General features: G+C 64.5%; 17 protein-coding genes and 1 tRNA gene. 8 read left to right on the top strand and 10 right to left on the bottom strand.

Annotated features, from left to right (window positions below; genetic code table 11):
* Nucleotides 1–125 precede the first annotated feature (125 nt).
* Both SCD90_RS15295 and SCD90_RS15290 read right to left on the bottom strand, forming a co-directional pair.
* The gene (locus SCD90_RS15295) at nucleotides 126–1286 is read right to left on the bottom strand and encodes a glycosyltransferase (protein ID WP_319845578.1); all 1161 of its coding nucleotides are present in this window, start codon (nucleotides 1284–1286) and stop codon (nucleotides 126–128) included.
* Nucleotides 1287–1419: 133 nt separating this feature from the next.
* The gene (locus SCD90_RS15290; protein WP_319845577.1) at nucleotides 1420–2607 is read right to left on the bottom strand and encodes an MFS transporter; all 1188 of its coding nucleotides are present in this window, start codon (nucleotides 2605–2607) and stop codon (nucleotides 1420–1422) included.
* A gap of 83 nt (nucleotides 2608–2690) precedes the next feature.
* On the opposite strand from SCD90_RS15290, the gene SCD90_RS15285 reads away from it, so the two are divergent.
* The gene (locus tag SCD90_RS15285) at nucleotides 2691–3575 is read left to right on the top strand and encodes a LysR family transcriptional regulator (protein ID WP_319845576.1); all 885 of its coding nucleotides are present in this window, start codon (nucleotides 2691–2693) and stop codon (nucleotides 3573–3575) included.
* Here SCD90_RS15285 and SCD90_RS15280 read toward each other — a convergent pair whose 3' ends face one another.
* The 5 genes from SCD90_RS15280 to cysQ all read right to left on the bottom strand — a co-directional run bounded on the left by SCD90_RS15280 (nucleotide 3576) and on the right by cysQ (nucleotide 8608).
* The gene (locus SCD90_RS15280; RefSeq protein WP_319845575.1) at nucleotides 3576–5180 is read right to left on the bottom strand and encodes a peptide chain release factor 3; all 1605 of its coding nucleotides are present in this window, start codon (nucleotides 5178–5180) and stop codon (nucleotides 3576–3578) included.
* Between the two features lie 80 nt (nucleotides 5181–5260).
* Nucleotides 5261–6103, bottom strand: a complete 843-nt coding sequence (locus SCD90_RS15275) for an extensin-like domain-containing protein (RefSeq protein WP_319845574.1) — start codon at nucleotides 6101–6103, stop codon at nucleotides 5261–5263.
* A gap of 44 nt (nucleotides 6104–6147) precedes the next feature.
* Nucleotides 6148–7032 carry a coiled-coil domain-containing protein gene (locus SCD90_RS15270; RefSeq protein WP_319845573.1) on the bottom strand — a complete coding sequence of 295 codons (885 nt, stop codon included), beginning with the start codon at nucleotides 7030–7032 and terminating at the stop codon, nucleotides 6148–6150.
* Between the two features lie 108 nt (nucleotides 7033–7140).
* Nucleotides 7141–7728 carry a DUF1134 domain-containing protein gene (locus tag SCD90_RS15265; protein WP_319845572.1) on the bottom strand — a complete coding sequence of 196 codons (588 nt, stop codon included), beginning with the start codon at nucleotides 7726–7728 and terminating at the stop codon, nucleotides 7141–7143.
* 73 nt (nucleotides 7729–7801) lie between these two features.
* A complete protein-coding gene (gene cysQ, locus SCD90_RS15260; RefSeq protein ID WP_319845571.1) occupies nucleotides 7802–8608 on the bottom strand; it encodes a 3'(2'),5'-bisphosphate nucleotidase CysQ in 807 nt (268 codons plus the stop codon).
* Between the two features lie 155 nt (nucleotides 8609–8763).
* On the opposite strand from cysQ, the gene chpT reads away from it, so the two are divergent.
* From chpT to SCD90_RS15245, 3 genes are all read left to right on the top strand, one after another.
* Nucleotides 8764–9432: a histidine phosphotransferase ChpT gene (gene chpT, locus SCD90_RS15255; RefSeq protein WP_319845570.1), complete on the top strand. Its 669-nt coding sequence runs from the start codon at nucleotides 8764–8766 to the stop codon at nucleotides 9430–9432.
* Between the two features lie 87 nt (nucleotides 9433–9519).
* Entirely contained in the window at nucleotides 9520–10623 is a 1104-nt protein-coding gene (locus SCD90_RS15250) for a chemotaxis protein CheA (RefSeq protein ID WP_319845569.1), read from the top strand.
* Nucleotides 10624–10715: 92 nt separating this feature from the next.
* Entirely contained in the window at nucleotides 10716–11081 is a 366-nt protein-coding gene (locus tag SCD90_RS15245; RefSeq protein ID WP_319845568.1) for a response regulator, read from the top strand.
* A 59-nt stretch (nucleotides 11082–11140) separates the two neighbouring features.
* Here SCD90_RS15245 and ctrA read toward each other — a convergent pair whose 3' ends face one another.
* Nucleotides 11141–11839: a response regulator transcription factor CtrA gene (gene ctrA, locus SCD90_RS15240; RefSeq protein ID WP_319845567.1), complete on the bottom strand. Its 699-nt coding sequence runs from the start codon at nucleotides 11837–11839 to the stop codon at nucleotides 11141–11143.
* 485 nt (nucleotides 11840–12324) lie between these two features.
* Between ctrA and SCD90_RS15235 the strand changes: the two genes are divergently transcribed.
* Nucleotides 12325–12699, top strand: a complete 375-nt coding sequence (locus SCD90_RS15235) for a flagellar export protein FliJ (RefSeq protein WP_319845566.1) — start codon at nucleotides 12325–12327, stop codon at nucleotides 12697–12699.
* A 158-nt stretch (nucleotides 12700–12857) separates the two neighbouring features.
* Here the strand turns inward: SCD90_RS15235 and sciP are convergent, their stop codons facing one another.
* Nucleotides 12858–13136 (bottom strand): CtrA inhibitor SciP, encoded by a 279-nt coding sequence (gene sciP / locus SCD90_RS15230; protein WP_319845564.1) that lies wholly within the window; start codon nucleotides 13134–13136, stop codon nucleotides 12858–12860.
* 255 nt (nucleotides 13137–13391) lie between these two features.
* Between sciP and mnmA the strand changes: the two genes are divergently transcribed.
* The 3 genes from mnmA (at nucleotide 13392) to SCD90_RS15215 (ending at nucleotide 15374) form a co-directional block, all read left to right on the top strand.
* A complete protein-coding gene (gene mnmA / locus SCD90_RS15225) occupies nucleotides 13392–14567 on the top strand; it encodes a tRNA 2-thiouridine(34) synthase MnmA (RefSeq protein ID WP_425265710.1) in 1176 nt (391 codons plus the stop codon).
* Nucleotides 14564–15205, top strand: coding sequence for a class I SAM-dependent methyltransferase (locus SCD90_RS15220; protein ID WP_319845562.1), 642 nt, complete (start codon nucleotides 14564–14566; stop codon nucleotides 15203–15205). Before mnmA ends, SCD90_RS15220 begins: the two co-directional genes overlap by 4 nt.
* Nucleotides 15206–15297: 92 nt before the next feature.
* Nucleotides 15298–15374: transfer RNA gene (locus tag SCD90_RS15215), tRNA-Met, on the top strand.
* Nucleotides 15375–15435: 61 nt separating this feature from the next.
* On the opposite strand, the gene SCD90_RS15210 is transcribed toward SCD90_RS15215, so the two are convergent.
* Nucleotides 15436–16482, bottom strand: coding sequence for a tyrosine-type recombinase/integrase (locus tag SCD90_RS15210; RefSeq protein WP_319845560.1), 1047 nt, complete (start codon nucleotides 16480–16482; stop codon nucleotides 15436–15438).
* Nucleotides 16483–18991: the final 2509 nt, after the last annotated feature.

Here is an 18991-nt window from a genome sequence, read left to right as displayed (position 1 = left end):
GGCGAGCAGCCTGACTGTCGTCCGTCTAGGCGTCATCGAGCATGATGATATCCGCCAGTTGGAATGTTTGCCGGCAGATGTGGCGAAGCTGTTCGCCAATGTTTGCGGTGCGAACCTCTATCGGATCAGAACACGCCCGTCGAAGGCGTAAGCGAGGTGTCGAGCGCGGCGCCTTTCTTCACGTTGATGGACTGGTCGCGCCAGACCACGGTTGCGCCTGCCCAGCCGCCTATCCAGATGGCGGGCCACAACACGTCCCGGATCAGGAGCGCGATGGGGGTGCGCCAGGACAGATGCCATCCGGCGCGTGAGGCGAGCACCAGTTCGGCGGCGTGGAACAGCGCCGTCATCAGCACCGCCGCCAATGCGGCAGCGGCGGGGCCGGCCGGCGCGGCTGCGATGGCCGCGAACACTGCCGCCAGTGCGGCTCCGGTCAGGATCTCCGGGGCGTAGACGGGAGCGAACGTCACGCGGCGCAGGCGGGCCCAGCGCAACTGGCGCATCCAGACCTGGCCTGCGGAGCGTCGGCCGAGCGGCTGCTCGAAGGCGGTGTCCGCCAGATGGACGTGGAACCCGGCATCGCGCACGATCTTCGTGGCCGCCGCATCCTCCGCTATGTCGGCCGCCAGCGCGCGGATGCCGCCATTGTCGTCCAGCAATTGACGGCGCCACAGCATGTTCTTGCCCTGCGCGAAGCCCATGCCCCCGGCCTCGGCGGCATATTGCCAGCGTGCCTGCAGCGTGTTCAGGAAGGCGCACTCCACCTCTGCCCACAGCCCTTCCGGGCGCGAGCCGCGTGGCGGGGAGCACAGCAGGCCCGTGTCCGCGCGCCAGCCGGCCATGAGGCGCTGAATGTAGTCGCGCGGCATCAACACGTTGGAATCGGTCAGGATGATCCAGTCGTAACGGGCGGCGTCCCAGCCCTTCACGCAATTGTTGAGCTTGGGATTGTCGCTGATGACATCGTCGCCGACGAGGAGCCGCGCCGGAATCTCGGGGTGATCCTCGATAGCCCGGAGAATGAGCCCGGTGATCGGATCGTCGCCGCGTGCCACGCAGAAGATCAGTTCGTAGCGGGGATAATCGAGGTTGAAGGCCGATTCGAGCGTCTCGCGGGCAAAGGTCTCGATGCCGTGCGTGGGAATGACGATGCTGACCGGACCCGCGCGCTCCGGATCGAGGATCGAGGGACGCCGACGATGCAGGCGCCAGTCAGCCAGCGCCACGCTGACCAATTGCCCCACGAGGAGGAGACCACAGATAACGAGCGCGACCGAGCTGCTCATCGCACATTGCTCCCATGTCGGCACTGTGCGCGGTATCCTCTGAACGCCGTCACTGCCGACTCCGTATGTTCTTAGCCTGTTCCAGTTTGACAGGTTAGGCAATGCTCCGTGCAGCTTTCATGACAACGCCGCATCAGACTTCCGGCTGACGAACTTCTCCCCGAGGAAGGTACTGCACGGCGATCGCCAGAAGGCACAGCGTGGCTCCCACGCTGCACACGCCGGTCCATCCCCAATGGGCCCAGGAACAGGCGGCGGCCGCCGACCCGAGGGCTCCCCCGGCGAAGCGGACGCACATGTAGACCGTGTTGGCGCGGCTCATGCTGGCCGGGTTGAGCGCAATGTTGCGGGTCATGTTCGACACATGACCCGACTGCATTGCGAGATCGAGCAGGATGACGCCCGCGGCCAGGCCCCACAAAGTGCCTCCGGCGACACCGAAGATGAGGAAGGCCACGACGAAGCCGACGCTGCTGATGAGCACCGTGAGCTTCGGGCTGCCGCGGTCGGACAGCTTCCCCGCATAAGGCGCCGCGCTGGCGCCCAGCACACCCACGAGACCGAACAGGCCTGCGACATCGCTGCCGTACTGGCCGGGCATGTTGTAGAGATGGAATGTGAGCGTGGTCCAGAAGGCGCTGAAGGCCGCGAACTGCAGGGCGCCGACTGCCGATGTTTCGCGCAGCACAGGTTCCTGCTTCACGAGCGTCCACAGCGAACCCATCAGGCTGGCATAGCTGCCGGTGAACGCCGGCTGGTCGCGGGGCAGGCGGCTGTTCAGTACGAAAACCAGCGCCAGCATGAGAACGGCGGCGGCGATGAACATGACGCGCCAGCCGAAATGAGCGCCCACGAAGCCGGCGATGGTGCGTGACAGCAGGATGCCGCAGAGCAGGCCGAACATGACGGTGCCGACGGCCTTGCCGCGCCCGGACGGGCCCGCCAGATGCGCCGCGAACGGGGTCAGCAATTGCGGCGCGACGCTGGTGAGGCCGATGAGAAAGCTCGCCAGCGTCAGGAACGCGAGCGAAGGGGCCGCCGCCGCTGCCGCGAGCGCGAGCGCGGAGAGCACCAGCGTAACCTGGATCAAGCGCCTGCGCTCCAGCTTGTCGCCAAGGGGCACGAACAGCAGGAGACCGAGAGCGTAGCCCGCCTGTGTCAGCACCGCGATGCGCCCGGCTGCTGCCTCCGTGACGCTGAAGGTGTTTGCGAAATCCACCAGCAGCGGCTGGTTGTAGTAATTGTTCGCCACCACGAGTCCGGCCGTCGCGGCCATGATCCAGAGGGTGGTGCGGCTCAGGGTGGGGGGGGTAGCTGTCATGGCAGGGATATCGCCATGTTGCGCCAGCGGCGTAAATCCGCTCCTTTCGCAAGGCAAGCTTTCATATTCTGCAAGGACGCCCGGTGGTCGACCGTCTTCAATCCATGTCGGTGCTGGTCAAGGCCGTGGACACCGGATCTCTCTCCGCCGCCGCACGGGCGCTGGGCCTAACCTTGCCGGCTGCAAGCCGCAAGCTCGCAGCCTTGGAAGAGCATCTCGGCGCCCGGTTGCTGACGCGGACGAGCCGCAGGCTCGCCCCGACCGAGGAAGGGCTGATATTCTGCGAGAAAGCGCGCCAGATCCTGGCGGAGGTCGAGGAGGCGGAAGCGGCGCTCAGCCTCAGCCGCACCGAGGTCAGCGGCCGTCTGAGCATCAGCGCACCGACACTGATCGGCCGGCTGCGTGTCTCGCCCCTGCTGCCGGAATTCCTTGCCTCGCACCCCGCCGTCTCGATCGACCTGACCCTGGTCGACCGCTACGTCAACCTTGCGGAAGAAGGCTTGGATCTCGCCATTCGCGTCGGCGAACTGCCGGATTCAGACCTGATCGCGCGCCGGCTCGGCGAGGTCAGCCGCGTGGTTTGCGCGACCCCGGATTATCTTGCGCGACGGGGCACACCGGAGACCCCGGACGAACTCGCCGCCCACGACTGCCTTGTCTTTGCGGATGCGCGGGACGATGCGGAATGGCGCTTCGAGCAGTCGGGCGGCACACGTCGCATGCCAATTCCGGGCCGGCTGCGCACCAACAGCCTCGATGCGGTGGTCTCTGCGGCGCTGGGCGGCGCAGGCATCGCGCGCGTGCCGGGCTGGCAGGTTGCGGGCTACATCGCCGAAGGGCGGCTCGTCCGCATCCTCGAAGGGTTCGAGCGTCCTGCCGTTCCGATACACGCGGTCTACGGGCATCGTCGTCTGCTGGCGCCGCGCGTGCGGGCCTTTGTGGATTTCCTCGTCGCTCGCTGGGCCTGATCAGCCGCGCTCGCGGGTGTCCACGAAGTTCAGCCCCGGCCAGTCCTGACGCGCCTGATCGAGCGCCCAGGTGTTGCGGGCCATGAACACCATGGCGCCGTCGCGGTCTTCCGCAACCGAGGAGCGGTTCGACTCGACGAAACGTTCGACGTCCGCCTTGTCGCCGGTGATCCAGCGCGCGGTGACATAGGGGGCGGCTTCGTAGCGGATCGGAACGTTGTATTCCTTCTCCATGCGCGAGGCGAGAACCTCCAGCTGGAGTGGGCCGACCACGCCGACGATGAACTGCGCGCCGAGGATGGGGCGGAACACCTGCGTCACGCCCTCTTCGGCCATATCCTGCAGGGCGCGTGTCAGTTGCTTGGCCTTCATCGGGTCTTCGAGCATCACGCGGCGCAGGATCTCCGGCGCGAAATTGGGGATGCCTTCGAAGCGCAGGGGCTCACCCTCGGTCAGCGTGTCGCCGACGCGCAGCATTCCGTGATTGGGGATGCCGATGATGTCGCCGGGCAGCGCCTCGTCCGCCGTCTCGCGCTCCTGCGCGAAGAAGAAGATGGGGGCGGCGATGGTCACCATCCGGTTCTCGCGGACGTGGAACACTTTCATGCCGCGCCGGAACTTGCCCGAGCACAGCCGCACGAACGCCACGCGGTCGCGATGGTTCGGATCCATGTTCGCCTGCACCTTGAAGACGAAGCCGGTGACCGGGTTCTCCGCGGCCGAGACCGCGCGGGCCGTTGCCGGACGCGTGGTCGGCGGCGGTGCAAAGGTCTCCAGCGCCTGCAGCAATTGCTCGGTGCCGAACTCCTTGAGCGCGCTGCCGAAGAACACGGGCGACAGATGACCCTCGAGGAAGCTCTGCAGATCGAAGCGGGGCAGGGCGCTTTCGGCGAGTTCCAGACCTTCGAGGGTCGGCTTCAGGATGTGCGGCTCGATGCGGGCCGTCGTCGCGAGTTCTGCCGGATCAGTGAACTTGATCTCGGAAACCTGCGCGCCGCCGCGCTGGTCGGGCAGCAATGCCCGCTTGCCCTCGATGTCGATGAGACCGCGAAAATCCGTGCCGAGGCCGATCGGCCATGTCATGGGCGCGAGATCGAGCGCGAGGCCAGTGGCGATCTCGTCCAGCAGTTCCAGTGGATCGAGGCCTTCCCGGTCCACCTTGTTGATGAAGGTGATGATCGGGATGTCGCGCAGGCGGCACACCTCGAACAGCTTGCGCGTCTGGCTTTCGATGCCTTTCGCGGCGTCGATGACCATGATCGCGGCGTCCACGGCGGACAGCGTGCGGTAGGTATCTTCCGAGAAGTCGGAATGGCCCGGCGTGTCGAGCAGGTTGAAGGTGATGCCGTCGCGCTCGAAGGTCATCACCGATGAGGTAACGGAAATGCCGCGCGACTGCTCGATGTCCATCCAGTCGGAGCGGGCGCGCCTGCGCTCGCCTCGTGCCTTGACGCTGCCGGCCGCCCGGATCGCGCCGCCGGCGAGCAGCAGCTTCTCCGTCAGCGTGGTCTTGCCGGCGTCAGGATGCGAGATGATCGCAAAGGTACGCCGCGACGCATAAGGCGCCGGCGGGGCGATGGGGGCGTGGTCGAGTGTTGCGGTCATGGCCGCGCGCGTTTCCGGACGTTTTGGATGTTGCGCTTTAGGTAACAGCGACAGCCGGGTTTGAACAGGTGCGGCCTGTATTAGTGGCAGTAGGTCGCGTTGCCGTTACGGCCGCGCCGGATGACGTCAAAATGCAGGTGGGTGCTGTGATAGACGTCGGAGCCTGGCCCCAGCACCGTCTTGAACAAGCCACAGGCCTTGGCGCGAATATCGAGCATGAAGCTAAGCCCAGGATCTTCGCGATGGCCGACGGCGACGATTTTGCCCGAGACAAACTTGAAGCTCCCGATATCGACAGCATTTGCGCGACCGTGCTCGCTCAGCTTCGTATCGGTGCGCCGGTTTCGACCTCGGCAGGCATAACCGTTCGTGGACCCGAGGGACGCGACCTCCTCGCCCAGATACTTTTTCGCCGAGGGCTGCACGGTGTCGCGCATCCAGGTCACCATTGCGGCCGCCACGGCGCAGCGTGCAACGACCGGCTGTTCGAGAGCGACCCGTTGGCCGCCCTTTGGCTGGATGGCGGTGATGCTGATGGGGAATGGTGCCCCGCAACGATTCTCGACGATCGGCGGCAGCGGCTTGAACTCCACCTCTCCGGCCGCCTTCAGTGCGTCGCATTCGGGGTCGGATGTGGCTGTCTTCGTCTCCTCCTCGGCGGGAGCAGGCGGAGGAGAGCCGGGCTCGGCAGTGGGCGGCTCTGACGCCGTCTTCTCGGTCGCCTCTGGCTCCGCGGGCTTTGCCGGTTCAGCCTTCCCGGAGGGCTTTACCTCGGGCGGGGCGGGTTGCGGGACGGGCACGTCCGCCGCCTCTGTCTTCGCAGCTGGCGGAAACGGATTGGGGCGGGGTGTCGGCACGGCCTGCGCCGATGAGGCGGAGCCAAGCAGTGCCAGCAGGAGGAGTGTACGGATCAGCACACTCACACAATCAACCGGTGGCAGCTTGGTTCAAACCTGCCGCATTTATTTCAGGAGGCTTCGGCGGGCGCGCGGATCGCCCGGGCAGCAGGCGGGCTCTTGTCCGAGACGGTGTGGGCAATCTCGCGGGCCAAGGCTTCGATCTGCTGGCGCAGCAAAGCGAGTTCCTCGGCATCGGCCGGAAGAGCCGCCGCAGCATCCGCCCGTCCGGCGCCGCCGGCTTCCAGTCTCGTCAAGGCTTGCGCGAGCTGTGCTTCGGCTGCCGTGAGGCGTGCTTCCAAGCGGTCAGCACGTTCCGCCTCCTGAAGCCGTGCGGCGCGGGCCGCGTTCAGCTGCGACTGCAGGTCGATGGCGTCTGCTGCCGAGGAGACATCGTTTCGCCCCGGGCCAGAGCCCCGAATATCCGCCAGCCGCAGATTGGCATGGGCCAGCTCTTCGCGCCGTGCATCGGCCAATTCGAGCAAATTCCGGCGGTCATGTTGCGATTGCTCCAGATCACGCCGGACCACCGCGAGATGCCGCTCCGTCTCGGATAGGCGAGCCCGCAGATTGTTGTGCTCTTGCGCCAGCCGGTCGATTTCAGCTTGCGCTTCAGCCTGCCTCTGGGAGCTTTCGGCCAGCCGCTCCCTCTCCCTCTCGACGCCTGAACGGAGCTCCGCGATGCGGGCATCACGCTGGCCGACGGCTGCCATGCTGGCACCCATGCGCTCGCGCATCAGGTTCGACTGGCGTTCGAGGCGTCGGTGCTCGACGGCATGCTCGGCGCGCAGCAGATCACGCGCGGCGACGATCTCGTCGCGGGAAAGAGGCAGCCGACGCATCACGCGGTGCGTGGTCAGCCGCACGGCCCGGTTCCAGAGCGCGCGACCGAAGAACAAGGCGAGCAGGCTTGCCACGAGGAAGCCGAGCGCGGCGTAGAGAAGCGGCTCGACCATCACAAGCCTGTCCAACCTTCTGGTGAGCGGCCTTCATGGCATGGCCGCAACGGTCCCGCCAGAGGGCGGCAGGGCGACAGCGATCTTGGCGCCGTCACCTGGTCGATGTCAGAACGGATTCCAGGTCTGGTTCCGCGTGAACTTCAGATATCCGACGTTCACGCCGAGCCGTGCGCCCACTCCGGACTGGATCGGAACCAGCACGACATCTCCCGCTCCGAGCGCCGTCATGCCCAGCCCGCCGACCAGATAGGCGGAACCGTTGATCCCGGCGAAGCGGCGGAACAGGGCCTCCGGTCCCGGCAGGTTGTAGACGAGAATCATTGTGCGGGCGCCTTCGCCGCCGAAGTCGAAGCCCAGCGACGGACCCTGCCAGTACACCCGGCGCTCACCGCCCAGCTTCATGTACAGCTTGCCCTCGCCGTAACGGACGCCGGCGCCGATGGCTCCCGAACCTTCCTGGCCAAGGATGTAGCCGTTGGGTTCGCCCCATTGTCCGCCGGCCCGCTGCACGAGCGTCGCCATTTCGCGCGACACGGTGCCGAAGAATTTGTGCCCGCGCTGGACGATCTCGTCGGCGGAATAGGTTCCCGCCCGGTCGGAAGGCTCGTACTGCGCGGCTGCTGGATAGGAGGCGGTCAGCATGAACGCCGCGAGGGCGCACACGAAACGAGTGGAACGGGCGAAGATGGTCATGGTCCTCCGATCCTGCGCAGCACATGCGAATCGCTTACTGAGGATCGCCTGCAAAAATGTCTTTGCGAAGGCCTTAGCGCGTCACACGGCCCCACGCCACGAATGCGTGGTTGCGATATCCCTCGTCGGTCTTGCCGTAGCGCACCGGCTCCCCCTCCGGTGAAAGCACATCCCCGCCGGCGGCGAGGATCAGCGCATGGCCTGCGGCAAGGTCCCATTCCATGGTCGGCCCGAAGCGGGGGTAGATGTCCGCCGACCCTTCGGCCACCAGCGCGAACTTGTAGGCCGAGCCGATGCGCTGGCGCTCGCCCACCACGCCGAGCTTGTCCAGAAAAGCTTCCGTCGCAGCGTCGTTGTGGCCGCGGCTGGTCAGCGCCATGAGGCCGGGCGGCGGAGTGCGGGTGCGGATCGGCTCGAACATCTCCTCGACCGGGAGGGCGCCGACCTCGTGAAGGGCGCGCGCGGCACCGGCGCTTTCCGCACCGTGATAGGTGCGTCCGTAAGCCGGCACATGCAGCACGCCGAGCACAGGCCGTCCCTCTGAAACGAGCCCGATATTGACGGTGTATTCCCGCCGCCCGGAAACGAACTCACGCGTGCCGTCGAGCGGATCCACCACAAGGAAGGTGCTGCCCGGCAGGGGCGCCTCTCCGCGCGATGCGCTCTCCTCGGCGAGCACGGGCACGCCTGGCAGCAAGCGGCCGAGCCCCGCCAGCAAGAGCTCTTCCGCCGCAATGTCCGCATCGGTCACGGGAGAGTGATCGGACTTCTCCTGCACCTCCGCGCCCCGGCGCGAGATGTCCAGGATCAATCGACCCGCCTCCGCAGCCAGTACGGACAGGTGGAAGGACAGGCTGCGGAAGCCGGCGGAGGACAGCACGATCGGTAACCTCGATGACGTGGAGGGATGGTCTCGGCGCGTCATGGGCCGGGGCCGTCGAACGCGCAAGCCTTGAGACGAATCCCCGGGGAGGCTATCAGGCAGGATCGTTCCCGGCGCCCTGAACACGGAGCCGCGTCAGCCTGGAAGCCGAAATGACCGCCCCTGTCGTCCTTGATCCTCTCGATCTTGCCGCCCTGATCTCCAGCCGCCTGTGCCACGATGTGATCAGCCCCGTGGGCGCCATCGTCAACGGGCTTGAAGTGCTCGAGGAAGAGAAAGACCCCCAAATGCGGGAGTTCGCGCTCGACCTCGTGCGCAAGAGCGCCATGCAGGCATCGGCCCGCCTCCAGTTCGCCCGCTTGGCTTATGGCGCAGCAGGATCCGCCGGCGCGATGATCGACCTGGCGGATGCGGAAGGCGTGACGCGCGGCTTCATGCGCGACAGCAAGGCCGAGATGACGTGGACCGCGCCACGGGCGCTGCTGCCGAAGAACAAGGTCAAGCTGCTGCTGAACCTGGTCGTGATCGCATCCTCGACGATCCCGCGCGGCGGTTCGCTCGACATCGCGGTGGAAGGCGTGGAGCCGGATACATCCTTCCGGCTGACGACGCGCGGTGTCATGGCCCGTATCCCGGCGCATGTGGAGGACCTGATTGCGGGAACACCGCCCGAGAACCGCGTGGATGCGCATGTCATCCAGCCCTTCTACGCAGGCCTTGTCGCTCGCGAGACGGGCATGGACGTCAACATGGTCATTGATGGCGACACGGTCACGATCACCGCGCAAGACACGCTGCCGGACCCGCAGTTCGGAGCGTAGCATCCGGGCCTCAACCGGCGGGTAAGACTTCTTGGCTACAACCGTCCCGTGTTCCGGATATTCAGCCCCGGAAAGGGTCCGTGGTTCGTGGACGATCTGCTTGCCGATTTCCTGAACGAGGCCGAGGCCGCTCTCGACGCGATCGAGCGCGAACTTGGAAGCCCTCAGGCGTCCAAGCACACGGCGCCGGTGCTCCGTCTCTTCCACACCATCAAGGGCACCTGCTCCTTCTTCGATTTTCCGCGGGTGGCGGCTCTCGCGCACGCTGCCGAGACCTGGATGGTGGAGATCCGGGACGGTGCGTCCCTGCAGGAGCGCTGTCCGCATCTGCTGGCCGCCGTCGAACGAATCCGCTGGCTGCTGGACGTGGTCGAAGCGCAGGGATCGGAACCGCCGGGCGACGATGCCGACATCACCGAATCCAAGGGAATCGGTGCGGCGGTGCTCACGCAGGGTGCCTGGGTGCTGGGGCTCGAGCGCTACGACCCGGCGCTTGCGGCCGTGCGAAGCCGACTTGCTGGTGTCAGCGAAAGAATGCGGCTCGCCATCGAGCAGAACGAGCAGGTGCCGGTCAGCCTTGCCTGGCACAAGCTGCCCCGCATCCTGCGCCATCTTGCCCGCGACCTGAGGCGCGACGTTGACCTGCATCTGGAAGGCGGAGGCACCCCCGTTCCGAAGGGGCTCGTCGAGGCCCTCGACGATCCGCTGATCCAGCTTGTCCGCAATTGTCTTGCGCACGGCATCGAGGATGACGAGACGCGCCTCTTGTTAGGAAAGGCCGTGCCGGGCAGGATCGCCATCTCGGCACGAGCGGAGGAGGATCGCCTGCTGCTGAGTGTAAGTGACGATGGCTGCGGCCTCGATCACGACAAGATAGCCAAGACCGCGCTGGCGCGGGGACTTGTCACACCTGATGAACTGGCGAGCATGACCCGCGAGGAGGTGTTCGGCTTCATCTTTGCGCCTGGATTTTCCACTTTCAGCGCCGTCTCCATGCTGGCCGGGCGCGGCATCGGTTTGGACATCGTGAAGCATGTGGTCGACGAGCGCGGAGGCAGCATCGTGTTGGATTCGCGCCCGGGGCAGGGGACCCGCATCCTGCTTGATCTGCCGATGGCGGCTCGCGAGCCCAGCGTCGACGATATAAGGCTGGCCGGCCAGCAAGCTCTCGCGCCGAAAAACTGGCGATAGCTTCAACTTTCTGCGAATCTCTTCACCTCGTGGAGAGGCATGCCCGCCGATGGTGCCCCGGGGATCGCGACATTCGCGGGAGAGGGTTGGCTATGAAGACGTGCCTTGTGGTGGACGATTCCAGCGTCGTGCGGAAAGTCGCACGCCGGATTCTGGAAAGCTGCCACTTCCGCATCATCGAGGCTGAGAATGGCCGCGAAGCCCTTGAGCAGTGCATGGACCAAATGCCCGACGCCATCCTGCTGGACTGGAACATGCCAGTGATGGACGGCATGGAGTTTCTTCGGGAACTGCGTTCGACCGAGGCGGGAAGGGCACCGAAAGTGGTGTTCTGCACGACCGAGCATGATGTCGCGCAGATCGCTCGCGCGCTGCGGGCTGGTGCCGACGAGTACATCATGAAGCCCTTCGACCGGGATCTGGTCCAGTCGAAGTTCCAGCAGGTCGGCCTCGCCTAGACCGGGTTCAGGAAACAAAAAACCCCGCCGAAGCGGGGTCTTTTTTTGCGTGGCGTGGATCAGGCGCTTGCGCGCAGATCCTCCGGCGGTTCGCGCAGCACATAGCCGCGGCCCCACACGGTCTCGATGTAGTTCTTGCCGTCGGTGGCAGACGCCAGCTTCTTGCGAAGCTTGCAGATGAACACGTCGATGATCTTCAGCTCCGGCTCGTCCATGCCGCCATAGAGATGGTTCAGGAACATCTCCTTGGTCAGCGTGGTGCCCTTGCGCAGGCTCAGGAGCTCCAGCATCTGGTACTCCTTGCCCGTCAGGTGCACCCGGTTTCCACCGACTTCCACCGTCTTGGTGTCCAGGTTGACCACGAGGTCGCCGGTGTTGATCACCGACTGGGCGTGGCCCTTGGAACGACGCACGATCGCGTGGATGCGGGCAACAAGCTCGTCCTTGTGGAAGGGCTTGGTGATGTAGTCGTCGGCGCCGAAGCCGAGGCCGCGAACCTTGTCTTCGATGGTCGCGAGGCCGGACAGGATCAGGATGGGGGTCTTGATCTTGGAGACACGCAGCTGGCGAAGCACTTCGTAGCCCGACATATCCGGCAGGTTCAGGTCCAGCAGGATGATGTCGTAGTCGTAGAGCTTGCCGAGATCGACGCCTTCTTCGCCGAGATCGGTGGTGTAGACGTTGAAGCTTTCGGACTTGAGCATCAACTCGATGCTCTGCGCTGTCGCGCTGTCATCCTCGATCAGAAGCACGCGCATAATGCCCTCCACCGCTCCTGCAATGCCGCGTCGCGGCAAGAAGCCGGGACCAATCCATTTCCGTTACTGAACTCTGACACCGAATGGTTAACAGAGTTTTATTTCCCTCAGCAAGCACCACGTGAACGAAGCTGTGGATGGCGGATAAACCGTTGCCCCAAAAGCAAAATTCCCAGCGGCAGGTGCTAAACTAAGTTCTTAGCTATACGCCCTAACTGACTCAAGTGACTCAGCCTTCGACGATCCGTATGGCAAACGCGGCTTGTCGAACCTTGGTTCAAATCATTAACCGGCGAGGTAAACGAACCGTTACCTTCGCGACCGAATCATCGGGCTGTGGATTTCCTGTGGATGACGGGCCACACCGAATGCGTCCGCCCGGTAAGGAAGCGGAAACAGGATTGCGTCAGGATCGCGGCAGATAGTTCAAATTGCGCACGGCCGGCAAAGCCTGTGCTAACCGGCCGTATGTCATGAACGAACTTATGAAATCGCGTGACACCATGATCCGCTTGAAGCGGTTCCAAGTTGACGAGCGCCGCCGCCAGGTGGGCCAGATCGAAGCCATGGTCGCAGAGTTCATGCGCATCGCGGCCGATCTGGACCGGGAGATCGAGGTGGAGGAACAGCGCGCCGGCATTGGCGACGTGAACCATTTCGCCTATCCAACCTATGCGAGGGCCGCAGCACAGCGGCGCGACAATCTCCTGCGGTCGGCGGAAGAGCTCAAGGTCCAGCTGGCCGAGGCTCAGGCAGCCATGGAAGATGCCCAGGCGGATCTGGAGAAGGCGGAGGCCCTCGACGCCCGCGACCAGCGCACGGAAGCCGGACGCGAAACGACGTCACGCCGCGCCAGCTAGAACCGGCGTTCCAAATCGCAGCACCGAAAGCCCGCATCACGCGGGCTTTTTTCGTTTCGGCAGGCCGGAGGCGTCACCAAGTTAACAAAAGCAAAACGCCGCTCTGAGAGCGGCGTTTCGGTAAGGAACAAGTAATCGGTATGAATAGGATTTAACGTTTATCCGACGCGATATTGCTGGATCCTGGTGGTGCGGAGACCGGCGAGACCATGACGCTCGATGCTTGCCTGCCACGCCAGAAACTCCTCGACCGTCAGAGTGTAGCGCTTGCACGCCTCCTCGAGGCTGAGCAGTCCGCCACGCACCGCGGCGACCACTTCCGCCTTGCGGCGAATGACCCATCTCTTGGTATCGGTGGGTGGCAGGTCGGCAATGGTCAACGGGCTGCCGTCGGGGCCGATAACGTATTTTACCTTTGCGCGCGGCAACTCGGTCATCGTTTACTCTCAACAAGACTGACCATCATTCCTATTGAAGGTAATGCCGGGCGTTTAACATTTGCCTAAGCTGGAAGCATAAAAGCGGAGTAATCGTGTGACGGCATGGAACCATCCGGTTCATCGGCTATTTCTGAGGGCCCAACCGGGTACCTCCGCGGTGGTTCAAGGGCGGCAGGCTGGAACCGCGGGCGCAGAGCGCCTAAATGAAGCGGTGCCCGCGCGGGTGCCGCGGCATCATGGATCATGAGCAAAATGCGCACAGACCTCGATCTTCCCGGTCGCCCACAGGACAACCGGGTCGTGGTTGCGATGTCGGGCGGTGTCGATTCCTCGGTCGTCGCGGCTCTCCTGAAGCGCTGCGGCTATGATATCGTGGGCGTGACCCTCCAGCTCTACGATCATGGCGCCGCGGTCCACCGCAAGGGCGCCTGCTGCGCGGGGCAGGACATCCACGACGCGCGACGCGTGGCGGAGGCCATCGGCATTCCTCACTACGTGCTGGACTACGAGGACCGCTTCCGCCAGGCGGTGATCGACCGCTTCGCGGAAAGCTATGCGTCCGGCGAGACGCCGATCCCCTGCGTGGACTGCAACCAGCGCATCAAGTTCACCGACCTTCTCAACACCGCGCGTGATCTGGGTGCCGCCGCGCTTGCGACAGGGCATTACGTGTCCTCGCGCGCCGCAGCCAACGGCGGCCGGCAACTCCTTCGCGGTCGCGATCCGGATCGCGACCAAAGCTACTTCCTCTATGGCACGACGCGTGACCAGCTCGCGCTCCTGCGTTTCCCTCTGGGCGATCTCAGCAAGGACGAGACGCGCGATCTCGCCCGCGAATTCGGTCTCCACGTCGCGGAAAAGCACGACAGCCAGGACATCTGCTTCGTCCCGAACGGGCACTACGCGGACATCGTCGGCCGCCTCAAGCCGGAGGCGGGCGAGGCGGGTGACATCGTCCATGTCGATGGCCGCCTCATGGGCCGCCACAAGGGCATCATGCACTACACCGTGGGCCAGCGGCGCGGTCTGGGGCTTTCCACCGGTGAACCGCTCTTCGTGGTCGGCGTCGAGGCCGCTACACGGCGCGTTTTCGTCGGTCCGCGGGAGGCGCTCGCCGTCCGGCGCATCGTGCTCCGCGACGTCAACTGGATCGGCGAAGACGGCTTCGAGCGGATTCCGGAAGAGGGCCTGGACATTTTCGTGAAGGTGCGCTCGACGCGCCCGCCGGCACCGGCCCTTCTGCGCGTCGGCGCGTCGGGCCCGGAAGTGCTGCTCAGCGAGGCGGAAGAGGGCGTTGCGCGCGGGCAGGCCTGCGTGTTCTACGATGCGGCGCAAGGGCAGGCGCGGGTGCTCGGAGGCGGCATCATCGCGGCCGTCGAGAAGCCGCCGATGCCTGTGCCCGAGGCAGAACTGGTGCAGACACGATGAGCGTCCAATACGATCTGGCCGGGCAGAAACGCGTCTACGAGAAATGGGCGCCGATCTACGACAAGGTTTATAACAAGCTGCTGTCGGACGCGCACCGCAAGACCGCGGGGGCCGCCGCGGCCTGCGGGCGCGACATCCTTGAGGTGGGCGTCGGCACCGGCCTTGTGCTTCGCTACTACCCGCATGACAGGCAGGTCACCGGAGTCGATCTTTCCGAGCACATGCTGGGCAAAGCCGTCGAGAAGGTGCGCGATCTCGGGCTTCATCATGTCCGGGTGCTGGCCAGCATGGACGCCTGCCGCCTCGGCTTCCGGGACGAAAGCTTCGATGCGGTGGCCGTGCCCTTCGTCATCACCCTCGTGCCCGATCCCGAAAGCGCGCTGGACGAGATGCGGCGCGTGCTGCGTCCCGGCGGCGAGATCGTGGTCACCTCCAAGCTCGGTGCCGATGCCGGGCTGCAGGCCAAGGTGGAAGAGCAGCTTGCTCCGCTCATGAGCAAGGTCGGCTGGAGCTCGCACTTCAAGGTCTCGCGCCTGGAGCGCTGGGCCGAGCGTCACCCGGACATGCGCTTCATGAACGTGGAGCCGGTGTTCCCGGCGGGCTTCTTCAAGCTGGTGCGGCTGCGCAAAACAGGGTGAACCGGCTCTACTGTGAGCAAGCATGCTTTTGCGACAGAACCATTGCGCCGCGCTTGACTTGAGAAGGGGCGGGAACCTATATCCGCGCCAGTGGCGGGGTAGCTCAGGTGGTTAGAGCAGCGGAATCATAATCCGCGTGTCGGGGGTTCGAGTCCCTCTCCCGCTACCAAGAACCTCTAGGGGGGGGTTCTCACTACGCGGCGTTCGTCTAGACACTCCGATCCGAATTTCTAGACAACTTTCTTCCCGTTTCGTTCCGTGTCCAAGCTCTGAACGATGGCCGTCATCTTCTTCCGAAGGTTGGCCCGGCGGGAGTAGTGGCCCGCCTGTCGCTCATCGCTTTGGCCCAGCGCGTCGGCAATGGCGCGCCGATCCCAGCCCAGCTCTGCCAGTTCCCCCGCGACCGTATGGCGCAGACCGTGGAACGTGAGGCCCGCGCCGACCCTGCCATCCGCGTGCAGCTTGCCTAGAAACTTGAAGAACGACGCCCGGAATCCGCTCTCCGTCCAAGGCATGCCCCGCGAGTTCGCGCAGAGCGTGATGGCGTCGTGCTGCGGCATGCCTTCAAGGATGACCGCCAGCGGCTCCACGCAGGGCCAGAACACCTCTTGCCCGGTCTTGCTCGTGCGAACGGTGATCGTGCCGTTGGCGTAGGCGGTCTTGCCGAGCCGAATCACGTCGCCTTCCCGCAGGCCCGTGTATCGGCCAATGGCGATAGGCACCTGGAGATGCGGCGGCGCTTCGGCCAGCACGATGTCGCGCTCTTCCGGTGTCCAGGGGCGGTTCGCCTCCGGGGCATCCTTCGGGCGCTTGACCTTCTTCACGCCCTTTACGGCGTTCTCTTTCACGATGCCGCGCTCGATGCCGAACGACAGCATGGCCGACAGAACCGCGATCACGTAGTTCGCGAACCGACGCTTGCGGAGTTGGTAGGTGGCGTCTCGCAGTTCCGCGACGAAGGGACCGTCGATCTCGGCGAGCACGGTGTCGTCGATGATCGCCAGATAGTCGAGCACCTTCTGGTAGTCGCTCTGCGTGCGCCGGGCCAGGTCTTGGAATGCCGGTGAAGACCTGTACGCCTTAATGAGCGCGGCAAGCGTGCCATCCTTGGCTGCCTTCGGCGCGTGCTTCTGGTTGAGCTTGTCGAGTTCCACGAAGAAAGCGGCCGTCCCGAACTCCGCGAGAATGCGCGTGCCGCTCGCACGATGGTAGCAGTACCACTTGCCGGTCTTCGGCTCCCGGTAGCGCTTAATGCCTTTCACGCGCACAACCGTCATGGACTGCAAGCCTCTCCATCAATGTGCGGGGCCGCGCAGGCCCCCTGGTCTCGTCCAGGCTGTCAATCCAGCGGTCCAGCGCCGCTCGATCCCAGCGAAGACCCCGTTCCCCTGCATGCACGCGGACAGGCGCGACAGGGCAGTTAGAATCGAAGGTGCTGTGCGCCATGGAGCAGTAGTCAGCGGCGCGCGATCTGTTCAGCAGGCGCGGCTCGATCGGTGCGACACTCTTGCCCATCAGAAGGTGCCCCCCCTAACCCAATCGAAGCAGGCAGAACCGAGTAATGCGTAGCCCGCGTATACCGGGGTAAAGTGAACGACCGATGCATCCCTCCCCATGATTGGCCTGCGCCCCAACAAAAACGGACGGAAGATAAGTAAACCTACGATACTTGCGGGGCTGATATGTATCGTCGCACTATGTTTGAGAGGTTCAGGAAGAGGGGTCATTGGCGTTTCTGTGGACCGCTATTTAGAAGTGCAGGGCATTCGGCCCAGCATTGTTTCGTACACTTCATTTATAGCGGTGCCGGCACCAGACTGACTCAGATTGTTGAATTTTCTTGCGGCGACACGGATCGCCGGCGCAGACGAGGTGAAGTGGGCGGCCTTCCCACCCTATGCTCGCCGCCTGTCCGCTTGCTGCTTTGTTTGCGTTGCTGGTGAGCCTGCGTATCGAGCTTGTTGATCTCACGCTCGCTTCGCTCGCCTGCGCGGCCTTCGGCCTTCGGCCTTGCGGGCGCCTGGCGGCGCAGCTCTGCGTACATCGCAAGAAGGGCGGCAGGCCTAGTGCGATCCCGAAGCATGAGCTACCAGGAGCATAGGCAGGTATCCAGAAGCCGGCAGCTTCCAGCGAAGCAGCAAACGGTAGCCAAGCACACCGGCACCCGGGCGAGCTCGTCATCTAGGTGGTAGTGACCAATGATCGGCTTCTACGTCGTGTCCCGCTCGACGGACACGATCGCGAACACCATTGCGGGCGCGATTGGAAGACGTGGGGATCCTCCGAAGGCGGGTGGCAGATGACCCGCTATCAGCAGCAAGCCCGCGAGCGCGGGCTGGAGTGGCTTTCCGCCGCCAACATGATGCCGGGGGCCTGATCCTCGTGCAGTCAGGCCACACGCTCGGCGCGGTCAACTTCACGGAGTTGGTGTCTCACGGGTTCAGCGGAGAAGGCTTGGCTAAAATCTTCGGCACGGTCGGAGGCATGCGTCTCGCCGCGCTGTAAATCAACGGGCGCTGGCCTAAGACGCCGGTTCTTCGAACGGCAGGTGCCGTCGCGGTTCTTCTGATGTGGGGGCAGATCGCCTCCATGTTTGGCACTAGCTACTTGACAACCGGAAACGCCGGCACCGGCTTCGCCGCCTATGGCTGTATCGCCATGGCGGAAACGCTTCAGTATCTATTGGGCGGCTTGCGATTCTCGGTCTAACCCGCCCCTGACGCGGTCCTGATCATTGGCGCGATCACCAGTGGCAAGGGCGAGCTTTCGCTCGCTACGGGTTCATGGCTGGGGAGCGCAGTTCCCGCACACTGCCGTAGGAAGCAATGCCCTGCACGACCTCTAATTAGGTGCTTGTAGCTGAAAGGCCATCACAAGGCGGGAGCCTATGTGGAGGCGAGCACGGCGGCACTGCTCAAACTCTTGCTACGCTCAACAAAAAAGCCCCGCCGAAGCGGGGCTTTCCTATTCAGGGTTAGGTGACGCGATGATCAAAAATCGAGGTCGTCGCCGCCGCCGAAGCCGCCCAGCAAGCCGCTGATGCCAGCGCCGAGATTGTTGAACAGGGTGTCCTTGACCGGGTCGAGCGAAGCGCCGGAACGATCGCGCTCAAGCAGCGTCTGGGTGCCGAGGTTGAGCTTCAGGCCAGCCAGAACCTTGACGGTGCCGAACTCGCCTTCGTCCAGGAAGCCATCAGACAAATCTTCGAGGCCGTCGGTCTCGCTGTGGATGTATTCGGCATTGGCGAACACGCTGAGCGGGCTGTCAGCGAAGCGGTACTCGGTGCCGCCGCCAACCGTGAAGGTGTCGAAGTCGAGTTCAAAGTCGCCGCCTTCGCCGAGGTCCGCGCTCAGGGTGGCGGTGTTGTAGCCGGCCTTGACGAAGAGCTTCCAGTTTTCGGTCGCAAAGTAGCGGGCTTCGGCGTTCACGAAGAAGCCGTCAACGTCGTCGAGGCCCGGGATGTCGATGCCGAGGTCGAGGTTCTGATAACCGGCCTGAGCGTAGAGCGTGAAGTTGCCGAAGTAGCCCTGTGCTTCCGCACCGCCGTAGAACCGGTCGAAGTCAACGCCGAGCGGTCCGATGATGTCAGCGCTGGTCAGGCCGTACTGGCCGAACGCGCCGAGCAGGAAGCTGTCATTGCGCCAGAAGGCATGGCCGGCAACGTCCGTGGTCTTCACGCTGTCGAGAATGTTGAGACCGGGCGCGATCTCCGGGAAGTCGNACGCGCCGAGCAGGAAGCTGTCATTGCGCCAGAAGGCATGGCCGGCAACGTCCGTGGTCTTCACG

This window comes from Terrihabitans rhizophilus (assembly GCF_033898525.1).
GTDB classification, from domain to species: domain Bacteria; phylum Pseudomonadota; class Alphaproteobacteria; order Rhizobiales; family Methylopilaceae; genus Flaviflagellibacter; species Flaviflagellibacter rhizophilus.
Note: the sequence above shows the minus strand (reverse complement) of the source record. Positions and strands in the feature narration are given on the sequence as shown.

What these genes read in the sequence shown, in the direction of transcription:
- SCD90_RS15295 (WP_319845578.1), bottom strand. Translation starts at nt 1,286, where the DNA reads ATGAGCAGCTCGGTCGCGCTCGTTATCTGTGGTCTCCTCCTCGTGGGG.
- SCD90_RS15290 (WP_319845577.1), bottom strand. Translation starts at nt 2,607, where the DNA reads ATGACAGCTACCCCCCCCACCCTGAGCCGCACCACCCTCTGGATCATG.
- SCD90_RS15280 (WP_319845575.1), bottom strand. Translation starts at nt 5,180, where the DNA reads ATGACCGCAACACTCGACCACGCCCCCATCGCCCCGCCGGCGCCTTAT.
- SCD90_RS15270 (WP_319845573.1), bottom strand. Translation starts at nt 7,032, where the DNA reads ATGGTCGAGCCGCTTCTCTACGCCGCGCTCGGCTTCCTCGTGGCAAGC.
- SCD90_RS15265 (WP_319845572.1), bottom strand. Translation starts at nt 7,728, where the DNA reads ATGACCATCTTCGCCCGTTCCACTCGTTTCGTGTGCGCCCTCGCGGCG.
- chpT (WP_319845570.1), top strand. Translation starts at nt 8,764, where the DNA reads ATGACCGCCCCTGTCGTCCTTGATCCTCTCGATCTTGCCGCCCTGATC.
- SCD90_RS15245 (WP_319845568.1), top strand. Translation starts at nt 10,716, where the DNA reads ATGAAGACGTGCCTTGTGGTGGACGATTCCAGCGTCGTGCGGAAAGTC.
- ctrA (WP_319845567.1), bottom strand. Translation starts at nt 11,839, where the DNA reads ATGCGCGTGCTTCTGATCGAGGATGACAGCGCGACAGCGCAGAGCATC.
- SCD90_RS15235 (WP_319845566.1), top strand. Translation starts at nt 12,325, where the DNA reads ATGAAATCGCGTGACACCATGATCCGCTTGAAGCGGTTCCAAGTTGAC.
- sciP (WP_319845564.1), bottom strand. Translation starts at nt 13,136, where the DNA reads ATGACCGAGTTGCCGCGCGCAAAGGTAAAATACGTTATCGGCCCCGAC.
- mnmA (WP_425265710.1), top strand. Translation starts at nt 13,392, where the DNA reads ATGCGCACAGACCTCGATCTTCCCGGTCGCCCACAGGACAACCGGGTC.
- SCD90_RS15220 (WP_319845562.1), top strand. Translation starts at nt 14,564, where the DNA reads ATGAGCGTCCAATACGATCTGGCCGGGCAGAAACGCGTCTACGAGAAA.
- SCD90_RS15210 (WP_319845560.1), bottom strand. Translation starts at nt 16,482, where the DNA reads ATGACGGTTGTGCGCGTGAAAGGCATTAAGCGCTACCGGGAGCCGAAG.